A 13780-nucleotide genomic window follows, 5' to 3' on the forward strand; every position below is an offset into this window, starting at 1 on the left:
CACTCGACTGTCCGCACGTCCTGTCCGACCGTTCCTCCAGGAGATCCCCCGATGGCCGACACCCCCGCTCCGCCCTACCCGGCAGGACTGCGGCTGGCCGGGCGCCGCGTCGTCGTTCTCGGCGGTGGCACGGTCGCCCAGCGCCGCCTCCCGGCCCTGCTCGCCGCAGGCGCGGACGTCCTCCTGATCGCGCCCGACACCACCCCCGCCGTCCAGGCCATGGCCGACGCGGGCGAGTTGACCTGGCTCGCCCGCCCCTACGCGCACGGTGACCTCGCCGACGCCTGGTACGTCCTTGCGGCCACGGACGACCCCGGCGCCAACTCGGCGGCCGCCGCGGAGGCCGAGGCCAACCGCACCTTCTGCTCCCGCAGCGACGATGCCTCCGCCGCCACCGCCTGGACGCCGGCTGCGGGCCGCCACGCTGAGACCACGGTCGCCGTCCTCTCCGGCGATCCCCGCCGCTCCGCCGCGCTGCGCGACGCCATCGTCAACGCGCTGCGCGACGGCAGCCTCGCCGCCGCCCACCATCGCGGCCACACCGCCGGCGTGGCCCTCGTTGGCGGCGGCCCCGGCGACCCGGATCTGATCACGGTGCGCGGACGCCGCCTCCTCGCCGAGGCCGACGTCGTCGTCGCCGACCGGCTCGCCCCCCGCGAGCTGCTGGACGAGCTGCCCCCGCACGTCGAGGTCATCGACGCCGCCAAGATCCCCTACGGCCGCTTCATGGCCCAGGAGGCCATCAACAACGCCCTGATCGAGCACGCCAGGGCCGGGAAGTTCGTGGTCCGCCTCAAGGGCGGCGACCCGTACGTGTTCGGCCGGGGCATGGAGGAGCTCATCGCCTGCACCGAAGCGGGCGTCCCGGTCATCGTCGTGCCCGGCATCTCCAGCTCCATCAGCGTCCCGGCCGCCGCCGGGATCCCGGTCACCCACCGGGGCGTCACCCACGAGTTCAGCGTCATCTCCGGGCATGTCGCCCCCGAGGACCCCCGCTCCCTGGTCGACTGGGACGCCGCCGCGAAGATGCGCGGAACCCTGGTGCTGCTGATGGCCGTCGAACGCATCGGCGCCATCGCCGCGGCCCTGATCGCGGGCGGACGCTCGCCGGAGACCCCGGTCGCCGTCGTCCAGGAGGGCACCACCGCCGCGCAGCGCCGCGTCGACGCCACCCTCGCCACCGTGGCCGTCGTCGTCGAGGCCGAGCAGATCCGTCCGCCCGCCGTCGTGGTCATCGGTGACGTCGTCGCCCTGACACGCTGACGAGCTTGGCACGTTGGCGAGATGGGGGCAGGATCGACACCGTGGCCGAGCTCATCACCATCGACGACCCGCAGGACCCCCGACTTGGCGACTACGTCGCCCTCACCGACGTCGAGTTGCGCCGACGGCGCGAGCCCGAGGAGGGCCTCTTCATCGCCGAGGGCGAGAAGGTCATCCGCCGCGCCCGCCAGGCCGGATACCGGATGCGCTCGATGCTGCTCTCGGCCAAGTGGATCGACGTCATGCGCGACGTCATCGACGAGGTCCCCGCACCGGTTTACGCGGTCGCGCCCGAACTCGCCGAGCAGGTCACCGGCTACCACGTGCACCGGGGCGCGCTCGCCTCCATGCAGCGCAAACCGCTGCCCGGCGTCGATGAACTGCTCCGCGGCGCCCGCCGGGTGGCCGAACTCGAAGGCATTGTCGACCACACCAACATCGGCGCGGTGGTGCCTTTGGGTCTGCAAGAACGTCCTGTGCAGCGCGTCGCGGTCTTCGAGGACATCGTCGATCACGCCAATCTCGGGGCTGCTTTCCGCAGCGCGGCAGCCCTGGGCGTCGACGTGGTCCTGCTCACGCCCCGTTGCGCGGACCCGCTGTACCGGCGGGCCTTGAAGGTCTCGATGGGAGCGGTGTTCCAAGTGCCGTGGACCCGTCTGGAGTCCTGGCCCCGGGATGTCGATCTCCTCCGGTCTGCGGGTTTCACCGTCGCCGCACTGTGCCTGAGCGATCAGGCGATCACGCTCGATGAGCTCGCCTCGCGGGAGTGCGAGAAGCTCGCCTTGGTCTTCGGCACCGAGGGCGAAGGCCTCACGCCCGAGGCCCTCGTCGCGGCGGATGAGCACGTTCGCATTCCCATGGACTCCGGGGTCGACTCCTTGAACGTGGCAGCCGCCTCGGCTGTCGCCTTCTACGCAACGCGCCCGAAGCCGGCCTGAACCCGGCCCACATGGCCGACTCGTCCGCCCGCTCTCAACAACACCGCAGTTCAGGCTGCCTTTAGAAGCCGCAGGGAACGGCGCTGGGCCGATCCGGCGCCAACAAACCGCTCCGCAGGCGCTCTGCGCATCTGCACATCGCAACTCGCGCCCCCGGCCGGAGGCAACACGGGCCTGAGCGCACACGATCCGCCCGGCGAGCCCCTTCCGCGCGGCTCCGCTCAGGCCAGTCGCGGTTGATCTATCGTTGCGGTACCGGGGAGGGGAGAGGAATGCGATGACAAGCGCTGATTTCACCCGGACCAGGCGGAACCTGCACGGCTTGGCCGAGCTGCTCATGGCCGGGCCCCAGTTCCGCCGCAGCGGGACGATCCGGCTCCGGGTGGTCCCGGGCGGGTTCGCCACCACGAAGGAACCGGACATCCGGGTGGATGACCTGCGCCTGCTGGTGGACGGACGCACGCTCCCGTTGGTCGGCAGCTACGCCGACCTGGCCCACGCCGCCGGGATTGCCCCCGGAGCCCCGGCGAACCTCTACCCCGAGGGCAGCGACGTCGCGATCGAGGACCCCGTCGAGATCGATCCGCAGTCCGCTCGGCGGATCACCGACGGCCTCGCGCTCGGCCTGCAGGCGCTGACCCGCTTCGCCCCGCACGAGACCGCCGTGCTCTGGCCCGAGCACTTCGACCTCGGCGTCACCTGGGACGAGGTCAACTTCGGCGTCTCCCCGGGCGACGCGTTCGCGGACGAGCCCTACGCCTATGTCGCACCGTGGACCCCGCCACAGCTGGGCGCGTTCTGGAACGCGCCCTTCGGCGCCGCGCGTCCCCTGGGCGAATTCTCCGACGCTGCCACGCTCGAAGCCTTCTACACGGAGGGTCGGCTGCTGGCCCATGAGGCCCGTTCGGGCAGATGACGTGCGCCGGAGCGTGGCCTCGAAACGCCGGATGGCGGTGGTGGGTGGCCGGCAGCCCATGCAACTCGGGGCAGGTTGCGGGCCTCCGTAGATCCCCGTACAGCTCGAACTCGTACCGCTGTCGAGGTTGTTATGCGGAACAGCGTTCCGTATTGTTAACGGAACAAGGTTCCGCTTGCTCGTGATGCCACGGCAGGAGCCGGCAGCCAAAGAAGGAGACACGGTCATGCAGTACCGCACCTTGGGCCGCACCGGTATGCAGGTCAGCTCCCTCGCGCTCGGCGCGATGAACTTCGGCAAGATCGGACGCACCACCCAGGACGAGGCCACCGCCATCGTCGACGCGGCCCTCGAGGCCGGGATCAACGTCATCGACACCGCGGACAGGTACAGCGACGGCGAGTCCGAACAAATGGTCGGCAAGGCCATCGCCGGCCGCCGCGACGACATCGTGCTGGCCACGAAGGCGAGCATGCCGATGGGCGACGAGCGCAACCATCAGGGCAGTTCACGCCGCTGGCTGTTCACGGCGCTGGACGACAGCCTGCGCCGCCTCGGCGTCGACCACGTCGACCTCTATCAGATCCACCGATGGGACCCGAGCACCAGCGACGAGGAGACGCTGTCAGCTCTGACCGACCTGCAGCGCGCGGGAAAGATCCGTTCCTTCGGCTCCTCGACCTTCCCCGCCTACCGCATCGTGCAAGCCCAATGGGCCGCCCGAGACAACCACCTGAGCCGCTACGCCACCGAGCAGCCCAGCTATTCGATCCTGCAGCGCGGGATCGAGACCCACGTTCTGCCCGTGACCGAGCAGTACGGGCTCGGTGTGCTGGCATGGAGTCCATTGGCCTCGGGGTGGCTGTCGGGCGCGGTCCGCGAGGGTCGGGAGATCACCACGAGCCGCTCGAACTTCATGCCGGAACGCTTCGACACCTCCATCCCATTCAACCGCGCCAGACTCGACGCGGTGGAGCAGTTGGTCAAGGTCGCCGACGAGGCCGGCCTGACGCTGATCCAGCTGGCACTCGGCTTCGTGATCGCGCACCCGGCCGTGACCAGCGCGATCATCGGTCCCCGCACCCTGGACCACCTCCACTCGCAGCTCGCCGCCGCGGACACGGTCCTCTCCGCGGACATCCTCGACGCGATCGACGCGATCGTCGCCCCCGGCACCGATCTCGCGGCACACGAGAAGTTCGACACCCCGCCCGCCTTGCTCGACCCGTCGCTGCGGCGCCGCTGATCGCAAAGCACTTTCCGCTCGGGCCTCGCCTAGGAGGGTGCTGAAGATCCAGGCCGGGCTCGCGACGCGAGGCACCATGTGCCGGTCGCTCCAGGAGCGTTCAGCGCCCGATCACCCCTGCTGGCCCGCGACCGTTCCGGTTCCGGGCCAGCTCTCGTCCATGGTGCCGTTGTCGCGCGGGGTGTAGCGGGTGGTGCTGGCGGGGCGGCTGCCGGACGCGGCGGTGTGCTCCTCCCGGAGCACCGCGCCGTCGGCGATCTGCCAGGTCCCGGTCGCTTGCGGGTCGCCGGTGGAGGCGTGCGAGGCCAGCAGAACCGGTTCTGCACCCGGGCCGGGCGGCATCGCGTAGAGCTCGACGAGATCCTCGGGGACGTTGCCGTCCCTTCGGGTCAGCACCACGACCGTCGCCGGCGCGCCCCGGTAACGGGCGGGCAGCACGCTGGTCAGCGACACCGGCGAGGGACTCTCGGAGCCCGAGCGCCCGCCGTGCAGGACGACGGTGGAGCCGTCGCTGGGATCGGGGTAGCGCCGGTCCGCCCAGTCCACAGCGGGCCCGGCGGGTACGGCGTCGGTGGGGGCCAGGCTGGTCAGCCCCTGTGCCGCCGCTGCGGGCGCGACCGCCGGTACCGTCGGCACGGACGCTGACGCCGCAACGGACGCCGAGGGCTTCGCGACGGGTGCGACGGCTCCGTTGGTCGACCCGAGACCCCGGCTGTGCCGGTTCTCGCAGCCCTGTGCGGCGGCGATGGCCAGCGCGACGCCGACGGTCACGGTGACGAACACGATCAGCCGCTGCCGCATCAGCCGTCGCGAGGGCGAGACGCCCGGCCGTCCGGGCGGCGGGGTGCGCTGGCCGCCCGTGCGCTGGTTGGGCGGCCGCTGCTGCGTACCGGAGGGCGGGGGAGTGCGGCGTCCAGCGGGGGCCGGCACGGGAAGGGCGGCGGTGGGTCGTGGCTCGTGGGGCCGCTGCTCGCGCTGGGCGGACCCGTGTGCGGACGGGTGCGCGGACGCCTGCTGCGACCCGAGTTGCTGCCCGTGCGACGGCCCCTGCTGGGCATCCTGCTGCGTCGGCCGCCGGGGTCCGCTTCGGGGCCCGCCTGCGGATCCGCTCTGCGACCCGCCGTGGGAGGACCCGCCGTGGGAGCCATGCTGCGGCTCGCGCAGGGTCGGCGGCATCCCACGGCGCACCGCCGGCCGGGCGTCCGGGCGTGCCGATGCTGCCGGGTGCGCCTGCGGTCGTCGGCCCGCCTCCGCGCCCTGGCTGTGCCGTTCCTGAGGAGACGGCAGTTGGCTGCGCCCGATCGCCGCACCCCGAGCCGTGAGCTCCCGCAGTTGGTCGTGCAGCTGGGAGGTCGTCGGCCGGTCAGCGGGCTCCTTCGCCAGGCAGGCGCGGACGACCTGCAGCAGCGCCGCCGGAACGTGGGTGAGGTCGGGCTCCTCGTGCACCACCCGGTAGAGCATCACCTCGGAGCTGCCCGAGCCGAAGGGCGAGTCCCCGGTGGCCGCGTAGGCAAGGGTCGTGCCCAGCGCGAACACGTCGGTCGCGCTGGTCACCGCGACGCCCCTGACCTGCTCGGGTGCCAGGAACCCCGGTGAACCGACGGCGGTGCCGACGTGGGTCAACGTGCTGGCGCCGGTCGACCAGGCGATGCCGAAGTCGATGATGCGCGGGCCCTTGGGGGAGAGCAGGATGTTGGACGGCTTGAGGTCGCGGTGGACCACGCCGGCGTCGTGCACATGCACCAGGCCGTCGGCGAGTGCCGCGCCGATCGCGGTCACCTCGGGCCATTGCAGCGGTCCCTCGTCGCCGACCCGCTTGTACAGCGACGGTCCCGGTACGTAGGCCGTCGCCAGCCAGGGGCGCTCCACGTCGATGTCGGAGGCCACCAGCCGGGCGATGCAGCCGCCTCTGATCCGTGCCGCCGCCGCGACCTCGCGGGCGAACCGGGTGCGGAACTCCTGGTCCTCGGCCAGTTCTGCGCGGATCAGCTTCAGGGCGACCTTCTGGCCTCGGCGGTCGGAGCCCAGGTAGACCACGCCCATACCGCCGGTTCCGAGCCGCCGGTGCAGGCGATAGGGGCCGACGACTCGCGGGTCCTCCCGCCGGAGCCGCATCATCGCCACATTTCCGTCCCGCCGTCAGGTCCCCGTGCCGGGGCGTGTTCTGCTGGTGTGTCTGCTACCAGCCGACAGCTTACGGACTGGTTCGGGCGGTGTGCTGATACGCAACGCCTGGGCGGCCATGGGATTGTCTGACTTCCCTGGGTTGCCGTGCCTGACCTGGCATTCCGGTGTCCTCTCGGGGGCGCACTCAGGGGTGACCCTGAGGCGGGCGCCCCCTGGTCTCCGCCTCCGGTAGTACATCGCAGGTACTGCAGTCCTCCTACGGGATGCCGAGCAGACGGTCCCGGGGCATGACGCCAGGCCAGGGGGCGCGACCGTAGGTTGGTACCAGCGGTGGGCGGGCAGCTCGTCCCCCGAGGTACTCCGCCCGCCGCGACCAGCTGTGATCGAAGACGACGATGACGATGACGATGAGAGTGGGACCAGGGCCATGTCTGCGTACACGGGAGGACCAGCGCGTCGCCGTCGGCAGTCCGACCGCACCGAGGGCACCAGGAACCCCCTGGTGGCACTGGCCATCGCGCTGCCGGTAGCGGCACTGCTGGCCTTCGCCTTCGGCGGCTGGTCGCAGTTCGCGGTCCAGGCCACCTCAGTGGTGCATCTCATCGGACGCTGACACGGCGTCACCATGACTGCGGCGTCGCGTCCGGACTGTCGGTGAGGGCAGCCCGGGCGCGATGATCGCGCTCCCTCCGAGGGCGGCGAACCACAGGTCGACGACCCGTACGACGAAGGCCCCGTCCGACCGGACGGGGCCTTCGCTCTGCTCTGGTGCGCGATACTGGGATTGAACCAGTGACCTCTTCCGTGTCAGGGAAGCGCTCTCCCGCTGAGCTAATCGCGCGGGGCGTACAGCTGGACCGTACTGCTTGAACGTACTTCTGGGCCAAGCCCCTGAGGGGGCTCGTGCGCGATACTGGGATTGAACCAGTGACCTCTTCCGTGTCAGGGAAGCGCTCTCCCGCTGAGCTAATCGCGCGGGACATTCCGGGTTGTACGGTACTGCAGACCCCCGAGGGGGCTGGTGCGCGATACTGGGATTGAACCAGTGACCTCTTCCGTGTCAGGGAAGCGCTCTCCCGCTGAGCTAATCGCGCATGAGACCCCGAGTGGTGAACCACTCAAAACCTCTGTGAGGTGGAGACGGGATTTGAACCCGTGTACACGGCTTTGCAGGCCGTTGCCTCGCCTCTCGGCCACTCCACCGAGCAAGGGTCCACTGCAACCCTCAACCGAGCGGACGACGGGATTCGAACCCGCGACCCTCACCTTGGCAAGGTGATGCTCTACCAACTGAGCCACGTCCGCATGATCTCCATCGTGCTTCCCGCTTGTCTCCGTGCGGTCCGCGTCGTGGCGACGTGTTGAACTTTAGCGGATTCCGGCCCCAGCTCAAATTCCGTATCCGCAGCGCGCGCCATGACGCTCCCAGCCGTGACCTGCGACATGCCTCAGTGAAGGCGCTTCCACCACCGACGACCTAGACTTCCGCTCCGCGGAGACCCCGCATTCCCTGCGCACCTCCTGCACAGAATCAAGAGCGAATCGTGACCCACCACCTCCCCACGCTCGCCCCGATGGCCCGGTTCGACGGTCGGATAGCCACCGGCCTGCTCGACGTCACCGACGACCCGGCGGCACTTGACGGTGCCGGTTTCTGGGCCGTCGTCGCCGACTTCGAGGGTCGGATCACCTGCGCGCGGTTCGCGGACGTCCGCCCGGCCCCGGCCCAGCCGGTCCGCGTCGGCGACTGGCGCGGCCCGGCCCGCTCCGCCTGGACCAGCTCGCTCGACCACGCCGCCTACACCGCGGGCGTACGCCGCATCCGCGAGCACATCGCCGCCGGCGAGGTGTACCAGGCCAACCTGTGCCGGGTGCTCTCCGCGCCGCTCCCGGACCCCGCCGGCGGCTCGGACGTCGACGCCCTCACCGCGCGTCTCGCCCTCGGCAACCCGGCCCCCTACGCCGGAACCGTGCGCCTGCCCGCCCATGGTGTCGAGGTCGCCACCGCCTCGCCCGAACTCTTCCTGCACCGTGCCGGCGACAGCGTCAGCTCCGGTCCGATCAAGGGCACCGGCCGCACCGAGGCCGACCTGCTGGAGAAGGACCACGCGGAGAACGTGATGATCGTGGACCTGGTGCGCAATGACCTCGGCCGCGTCTGCGCGACCGGCAGCGTGACTGTGCCGGACCTCTGCGCCGTCGAGAAGCACCCCGGTCTGGTCCACCTCGTCTCCACCGTCGCGGGCAGGCTGCGCCCCGGCGCGGGCTGGTCCGACCTGCTCGCCGCCACCTTCCCGCCCGGCTCGGTCACCGGAGCGCCCAAGTCCAGCGCGCTGCGGATCATCGACGCCCTGGAGACCGCACCGCGCGGCCCCTACTGCGGGGCCGTCGGCTGGGTCGACGCCGACCGCCGCGAGGCGGGGCTCGCGGTGGGCATCCGCACCTTCTGGCTCGACCGCGACGACGCTGCCGGGCCCCAGGTCCGCTTCGGCACGGGGGCCGGGATCACCTGGGGCTCCGATCCCGAACGGGAATGGGACGAAACCGAACTCAAGGCCGCCCGCCTCCTCGCGGTAGCGTCTGAGCCACCACCCGAGCAGTAGCGACAACGAACGGGAGCACCATCGTGCGGATCTGGGTCAACGGCGCGCTGCAGGACTCCGCCGACGCCAACATCTCCGTTCTCGACCACGGCATGACCGTCGGCGACGGCGTGTTCGAAACCGTGAAGGCCGTCGAAGGCGCCCCATTCGCCCTCGGCCGCCACCTCGACCGGCTGGAGCGCTCCGCCCGGGGCCTCGGCCTGCCCGAGCCCGACCGCGAGCAGGTCCAGCGGGCCTGCGCCGAGGTGCTCGCCGCCAACCCGATGTCGCTGGGCCGTCTGCGGATCACCTACACCGGCGGCCTGGCCCCCCTCGGCTCGGACCGGGGCGACAGCGGTCCCACCCTCGTCGTCGCCCTCGGCGAGGTCAGCCGCCGCCCCGAGACGGCCGCCGTCATCACCGTCCGGTGGACCCGCAACGAGCACAGTGCCGTCGCCGGGCTGAAGACCACCTCCTATGCCGAGAACGTCGTCGCCCTCGCCCGCGCCCACGAGTACGGAGCCTCCGAGGCGATCTTCGCCAACACTCAGGGCCGGCTCTGCGAGGGCACCGGGTCCAACATCTTCGTCGTCCTCGGCGGCCGCGTGCTGACCCCGCCGCTCGCCTCGGGCTGCCTCGCCGGGATCACCCGCGCCCTCACCCTCCAGTGGCTCGACGCGGAGGAGGCCGACCTGCCGCTCTCCGTCCTCGAGGAGGCCGACGAGGTGTTCCTCACCGGGACGCTCCGCGACGTCCAGGCCGTCTCCCGCGTGGACGACCGCCAACTCCCCGGCGCACCCGGCCCCGTCACGGCCAAGGCCGTCGCCGTCTTCACCGAGCGCTCCGCCGCCGACCTGGAGCCCTAGGAGGGTGCTGAGGATCTAGGCCGGGCTCGCGGCGTCCTGCGCTCGCGACGACAGCGGCTCCGCCGCGGGCGCTTGCCGCGTTGTCTCCCCCACCCTTCGGGCGGGAGGTGCCCCCTGGTCGCCCTCTACCAACCACGGTTGGCTCCCTCCTCCGCCTTGCAATCGAAGTCGCAGGACGCCGCTCCCTGATCCGGCCTAGATCCTCAGCACCCTCCTAGGAGGGTGCCGGGCCGGTCCGGCCCAGAGCCTCTCCAGTCCAACCCCACCCCGCCGGAGGCCATGATGACCACGACCCTGCGCCCCTCCAGCGCCGAGACCAGTACGCCCGACGGTGGCCGGAGCCGGGACTTCGCCGTCTGCGTCAACGGCCGCCCGGTCGGCGGCCTGCAGCTCAGCGGGGGCCGGGAGCCGGGCCTGCGCGCGGGCAGGATCAGCGGACTGACGATCCGTCAGGGCGAGCGGGGGCGTGGCAGGGGCACCGTCGCCGCCCTGGCCGCCGAGGAGGTGCTGCGCTCCTGGGGGTGCGTGCGCGTCGACGCCGAGCTCGTCGAGGACTCCGACACCCCCTCGGCCCTCCGCTTCGCCGGGGCGCTCGGCTACCAGGTCCGCTCCCGCAACATGGCCAAGACCCTCCCGGCCGAACCCCCGGCGCTGCCCGAGGGAGTCCGGCCCCGGGTGATCGACGACGAGGAGTACCCGACCTGGCTCGCCCGGGCGTCGGCCGGGCATGTCGAGTCGCTGATCGGCGCCGGACTGCGCGAGGAGGACGCCCGAGCCAGGTCGGAGTCCGACCATCGGACGCTGCTCCCCGCCGGGCCGCACACGCCCGGCACCGTGCTGCGCTGGCTGGAGGCCGACGGGGTCCGTGTCGGCGCGCTGTGGGTGGCCCTGATCTGGGCGCAGCACCCCGACGGACGCGACCTCGCCTGGGTGTTTGACGTCGAGGTGCTGCCGGACCACCGGGGCCGGGGTCACGGCCGGTCGCTGATGCTGCTCGCCGAGCGCGAGTGCCTCGCCGCCGGGGTGGGCCACCTGGGCCTGAACGTCTTCGCCGACAACGTCCCGGCCAACGCCCTCTACCGTTCGCTCGGGTACGAGACCTACCGAACGACCGTGTTCAAGTACCTGTGAATCACGTACGTACAACCTGGAGTGCGTCCCGACTACGCTTGGTCCAGTAGCTGCATGATCCGCTCGCGCAGCCCCTCCTGGCTCTTCCCGCCGTCGAGTCGCTTCCCGGCGACGACGTACGTGGGCGTGCCGGTCATGCCGAGGGCCTTGCCCTCGGCAAGGTCGGCGTCAACGACCAGCATGTGCCGTCCGTCGATCAGCGCGGTGTCCATCTCCTCGGCGTCCAGGCCGAGTTCCCGCGCCACCTCGACCAGCAGCGCCTCGCCGCGCGCGGCCAGCTCGTCGGTCCTGGCCAGCACCGCTTCGACGTACGGCCAGCCTTGGCCCTGTGCGAATGCCTCCTCGGCCGCCTGCGCGGCGGCGAACGCGTGCCGGTGCTTGTCCAGCGGAAGGTGCCGAAGCACGATCTCCAGCCGGTCGCCGTAGGCGGCGCGCAGCGCGCGCAGGTCGTCCAGGGCGGCGCTGCAGTCGGGGCACTGCAGCTCGCACCAGTACTCAAGACGAGGGAGGGAACTGTCGGTCATGGTCGACAGTGTCCCATTGCGGGCACCATGGAAGGGACGACAGCACGCTGGGTGAGCGAAGGAGGCGGGGACATGACCGCGATCGTGTGCATGGCGCTCTCGGCGGCCGGACTGGTGATCGCGGTACTGACCGCCCTGCGCGGCAGGATCCGTGCGGGGCTGCGCTGGGCCGCCGTGGCGCTGGTGCCCACCGGCCTCTACCTGACCGGTCTGATCCCGGTGTTCGACCGGATCGGCCGCAGCCTCGGGTCGTGGGGGACGCATCTGGTGTTTGACCCGCGGGTGTGGACCGGCGTCGCGATGCTCGGCGTCGCCGTGCTGGTGCTGCTGGCCACCGGGTTCGGCCGCAGCCGCGCGCCCCGGGCGATGAAGCCGGCGAAGCCGGTGTCCCGTGCAGCGGCGGGTCCGGCGGGAGCCACTCAGGCCCTCGCCCCGGTGAAGCAGCAGCAGGCCAAGCCCGACGACTTCTCCGACATCGAGGACATCCTCAAGCGGCGCGGGATCTAGGGCGGGCGGGCCCTCGGCCCTAGACCGGCACGCCGGTGTCGACTCCAGGCATGTCGACAACTGGCACGTCGACCGCCGGCAGGTCGTCCGCTGCCTCCGCCGCCGTGCGCTGCCGCGCCCGGTAGGCGGCCACGTGCAGCCGGTTGCCGCAGGTGCGGCTGTCGCAGTAGCGGCGGGACCGGTTGCGGGACAAGTCCACGAAGACCCGGGCGCAGTCGGGAGCCTCGCAGGGCCGCAGCCGCTCGCGCTCCCCGGCGACGATGATGAACGCCAGCGCCATCCCGGCCTCCACCGCCAGGTGGTCCGCCAGCGCGGCGCAGGGCGCGAAGTAGTGCATGTGCCAGTCGTGGCCGTCGTGGTCGGTCAGCCGGGGCGTGGTGCCGGCCTGTGCCAGCATCGTGTTGACCATGTCCGCGGCCACCTGCGTCGAGCGTGCCCGGAACACGTCCTGGAACTGGCTGCGGACGCGCCGCACCGCGTCCAGGTCGACGGCCGCGAGCGTCCCCACCTCGCTGACCTCGTGGCGCACGACGAAGCCGCGCAGGGCCGCGAGGTCAGGCAGCCCCTCCTGCCCGCAGGCCTCCGGGGCCGTGTTCACCAGGTCCACCAGCACGTCGAGGGCGCACTGGGTGTCGTGGGTGATCAGCACGTCGAGACTCCCTGGCTCGGCGTTGCGCCCGGCGCCCTGTGGCATCCGGGTCGTAGGGCGCGACTCTACCCCTGACGAGGGCCGCAGGGCCGAAGACGCGGGAGCCGCCGCAGTCCCAGTGCGGACTGCGGCGGCTCCGGTCGTGCGAGTCAAACGGGTAGTGCGATCCGTGCCCCCGAGTAGCACGGCTGCGCACGGTCGAAGGGACGGGCGCTTCAGCTCTCCGCGAGGATGTGGGAGAGCTCCCGGTCGAGATCGAAGTGACGATGCTCGGTGCCGGGCGGCACCGCGGCGTCGGTTCGCTTGAGGAACGACTCCAGCGCTCGCGCCGGGGCTTCCAGTAGGGCTTCTCCTTCCGGAGAGCTCAGGGCGATGCAGACGACTCCTTGTCCGTGGCTGCGTGAGGGCCAGACACGGACGTCGCCGGTCCCGGTCGGCCGGTGCAGCCCCTCCGCAAGGAGGTCGCGGGCGAACACCCAGTCGACGGTTTCATCGGCGCCCGTGTGGAAGGTGGCGTGCACGGCATAGGGGTCGGCGGTGTCGTAGCGCAGGCCCGCGGGGACGGGCAGTGATGACTCGCTCGACACGATGAGGCGCAGGTGCAGCTCGCAGCTGACCGTGGTGTTCATAAGCGCCAGGGCCTTTCGCTCAGTGTGCGCTCGGGGATCGCACGTCGGCGAACGGACCATCCCACCTCGGCGACCGGTGTAAACCCCTCTGTCCTGATTAGTGCCCACCTGGTACCCCTTCCGGCGCATCCGTCACGGTAGTCACACAGGTTTCAAGGTCTTGATCCCACAAGGTCGGAGAACGACAGTTCTGGGTGCATTTCCGGTCACGCACGGGCACCACCCGAGCGGCCGGGGAAGGTCATGAGCAGGTCGTTCGATGCGGTAGTGTTTTCACTGCACCGGGCGCGATTAGCTCAGTGGGAGAGCGCTCCGTTCACACCGGAGAGGTCGCTGGTTCGAACCCAGCATTGCGCACAGCGAGAAGCCCCGTAGGTCACTGACCTGCGGGGCTTCGTCGTC

At 71.3% G+C, this 13780-nt stretch carries 12 protein-coding genes, 6 tRNA genes and 1 pseudogene; 10 read left to right on the plus strand and 9 right to left on the minus strand.

Features of this window, described 5'->3' with window-relative positions; genetic code table 11:
- Positions 1–51 precede the first annotated feature (51 nt).
- The 4 genes from cobA to ABIA33_RS09350 all read left to right on the plus strand — a co-directional run bounded on the left by cobA (position 52) and on the right by ABIA33_RS09350 (position 4363).
- On the plus strand, positions 52–1263 hold the full coding sequence (cobA, locus tag ABIA33_RS09335) for a uroporphyrinogen-III C-methyltransferase (RefSeq protein ID WP_370079188.1): 1212 nt from the start codon (positions 52–54) through the stop codon (positions 1261–1263).
- A 41-nt stretch (positions 1264–1304) separates the two neighbouring features.
- Positions 1305–2201 (plus strand): TrmH family RNA methyltransferase, encoded by an 897-nt coding sequence (locus ABIA33_RS09340; RefSeq protein WP_370079190.1) that lies wholly within the window; start codon positions 1305–1307, stop codon positions 2199–2201.
- A 277-nt stretch (positions 2202–2478) separates the two neighbouring features.
- On the plus strand, positions 2479–3117 hold the full coding sequence (locus ABIA33_RS09345; protein WP_370079192.1) for a hypothetical protein: 639 nt from the start codon (positions 2479–2481) through the stop codon (positions 3115–3117).
- Between the two features lie 226 nt (positions 3118–3343).
- Positions 3344–4363, plus strand: coding sequence for an aldo/keto reductase (locus ABIA33_RS09350; RefSeq protein ID WP_370079194.1), 1020 nt, complete (start codon positions 3344–3346; stop codon positions 4361–4363).
- A 699-nt stretch (positions 4364–5062) separates the two neighbouring features.
- On the opposite strand, the pseudogene ABIA33_RS09355 reads toward ABIA33_RS09350, so the two are convergent.
- Positions 5063–6487: pseudogene (locus tag ABIA33_RS09355) on the minus strand (protein kinase); the annotation flags it as partial.
- A 430-nt stretch (positions 6488–6917) separates the two neighbouring features.
- Here ABIA33_RS09355 and ABIA33_RS09360 point away from each other — a divergent pair.
- Positions 6918–7103: a hypothetical protein gene (locus tag ABIA33_RS09360; protein WP_370079196.1), complete on the plus strand. Its 186-nt coding sequence runs from the start codon at positions 6918–6920 to the stop codon at positions 7101–7103.
- Between the two features lie 153 nt (positions 7104–7256).
- Here the strand turns inward: ABIA33_RS09360 and ABIA33_RS09365 are convergent.
- The 5 genes from ABIA33_RS09365 to ABIA33_RS09385 all read right to left on the minus strand — a co-directional run bounded on the left by ABIA33_RS09365 (position 7257) and on the right by ABIA33_RS09385 (position 7795).
- Positions 7257–7331, minus strand: a tRNA-Val gene (locus ABIA33_RS09365).
- A gap of 63 nt (positions 7332–7394) precedes the next feature.
- Positions 7395–7466 (minus strand) — tRNA-Val (locus ABIA33_RS09370).
- Positions 7467–7509: 43 nt separating this feature from the next.
- A tRNA-Val gene (locus ABIA33_RS09375) sits at positions 7510–7584 on the minus strand.
- Positions 7585–7622: 38 nt separating this feature from the next.
- A tRNA-Cys gene (locus ABIA33_RS09380) sits at positions 7623–7693 on the minus strand.
- A gap of 29 nt (positions 7694–7722) precedes the next feature.
- Positions 7723–7795: transfer RNA gene (locus tag ABIA33_RS09385), tRNA-Gly, on the minus strand.
- Positions 7796–8064: 269 nt separating this feature from the next.
- On the opposite strand from ABIA33_RS09385, the gene ABIA33_RS09390 reads away from it, so the two are divergent.
- The 3 genes from ABIA33_RS09390 to ABIA33_RS09400 all read left to right on the plus strand — a co-directional run bounded on the left by ABIA33_RS09390 (position 8065) and on the right by ABIA33_RS09400 (position 11069).
- Positions 8065–9093, plus strand: coding sequence for a chorismate-binding protein (locus ABIA33_RS09390; RefSeq protein WP_370079777.1), 1029 nt, complete (start codon positions 8065–8067; stop codon positions 9091–9093).
- Between the two features lie 23 nt (positions 9094–9116).
- The gene (locus ABIA33_RS09395; RefSeq protein WP_370079198.1) at positions 9117–9938 is read left to right on the plus strand and encodes an aminotransferase class IV; all 822 of its coding nucleotides are present in this window, start codon (positions 9117–9119) and stop codon (positions 9936–9938) included.
- Positions 9939–10217: 279 nt separating this feature from the next.
- Complete coding sequence (locus ABIA33_RS09400; protein ID WP_370079200.1) at positions 10218–11069, plus strand: GNAT family N-acetyltransferase; 852 nt, start codon at positions 10218–10220, stop codon at positions 11067–11069.
- Between the two features lie 32 nt (positions 11070–11101).
- Here ABIA33_RS09400 and ABIA33_RS09405 read toward each other — a convergent pair whose 3' ends face one another.
- Positions 11102–11593, minus strand: a complete 492-nt coding sequence (locus ABIA33_RS09405; protein ID WP_370079202.1) for a DsbA family protein — start codon at positions 11591–11593, stop codon at positions 11102–11104.
- 72 nt (positions 11594–11665) lie between these two features.
- Here ABIA33_RS09405 and ABIA33_RS09410 point away from each other — a divergent pair, with 72 nt between their 5' ends.
- Complete coding sequence (locus ABIA33_RS09410; RefSeq protein WP_370079204.1) at positions 11666–12100, plus strand: hypothetical protein; 435 nt, start codon at positions 11666–11668, stop codon at positions 12098–12100.
- A gap of 19 nt (positions 12101–12119) precedes the next feature.
- Here the strand turns inward: ABIA33_RS09410 and ABIA33_RS09415 are convergent, their stop codons facing one another.
- Both ABIA33_RS09415 and ABIA33_RS09420 read right to left on the minus strand, forming a co-directional pair.
- Positions 12120–12749 carry a CGNR zinc finger domain-containing protein gene (locus ABIA33_RS09415; protein ID WP_370079206.1) on the minus strand — a complete coding sequence of 210 codons (630 nt, stop codon included), beginning with the start codon at positions 12747–12749 and terminating at the stop codon, positions 12120–12122.
- A gap of 215 nt (positions 12750–12964) precedes the next feature.
- Positions 12965–13378 (minus strand): SsgA family sporulation/cell division regulator, encoded by a 414-nt coding sequence (locus ABIA33_RS09420; RefSeq protein WP_034091203.1) that lies wholly within the window; start codon positions 13376–13378, stop codon positions 12965–12967.
- A gap of 285 nt (positions 13379–13663) precedes the next feature.
- Between ABIA33_RS09420 and ABIA33_RS09425 the strand changes: the two genes are divergently transcribed.
- Positions 13664–13735, plus strand: a tRNA-Val gene (locus ABIA33_RS09425).
- Positions 13736–13780 lie beyond the last annotated feature (45 nt).

Origin of the sequence: Streptacidiphilus sp. MAP12-16 (assembly GCF_041262165.1) — a bacterium.
In the GTDB taxonomy this organism is placed as follows: Bacteria; Actinomycetota; Actinomycetes; order Streptomycetales; family Streptomycetaceae; genus Streptacidiphilus.

Coding starts and splice junctions, on each gene's coding strand:
- cobA (WP_370079188.1), top strand. CDS start 52: ATGGCCGACACCCCCGCTCCGCCCTACCCGGCAGGACTGCGGCTGGCC.
- ABIA33_RS09345 (WP_370079192.1), top strand. CDS start 2,479: ATGACAAGCGCTGATTTCACCCGGACCAGGCGGAACCTGCACGGCTTG.
- ABIA33_RS09350 (WP_370079194.1), top strand. CDS start 3,344: ATGCAGTACCGCACCTTGGGCCGCACCGGTATGCAGGTCAGCTCCCTC.
- ABIA33_RS09360 (WP_370079196.1), top strand. CDS start 6,918: ATGTCTGCGTACACGGGAGGACCAGCGCGTCGCCGTCGGCAGTCCGAC.
- ABIA33_RS09390 (WP_370079777.1), top strand. CDS start 8,065: ATGGCCCGGTTCGACGGTCGGATAGCCACCGGCCTGCTCGACGTCACC.
- ABIA33_RS09400 (WP_370079200.1), top strand. CDS start 10,218: ATGATGACCACGACCCTGCGCCCCTCCAGCGCCGAGACCAGTACGCCC.
- ABIA33_RS09405 (WP_370079202.1), bottom strand. CDS start 11,593: ATGACCGACAGTTCCCTCCCTCGTCTTGAGTACTGGTGCGAGCTGCAG.
- ABIA33_RS09410 (WP_370079204.1), top strand. CDS start 11,666: ATGACCGCGATCGTGTGCATGGCGCTCTCGGCGGCCGGACTGGTGATC.
- ABIA33_RS09420 (WP_034091203.1), bottom strand. CDS start 13,378: ATGAACACCACGGTCAGCTGCGAGCTGCACCTGCGCCTCATCGTGTCG.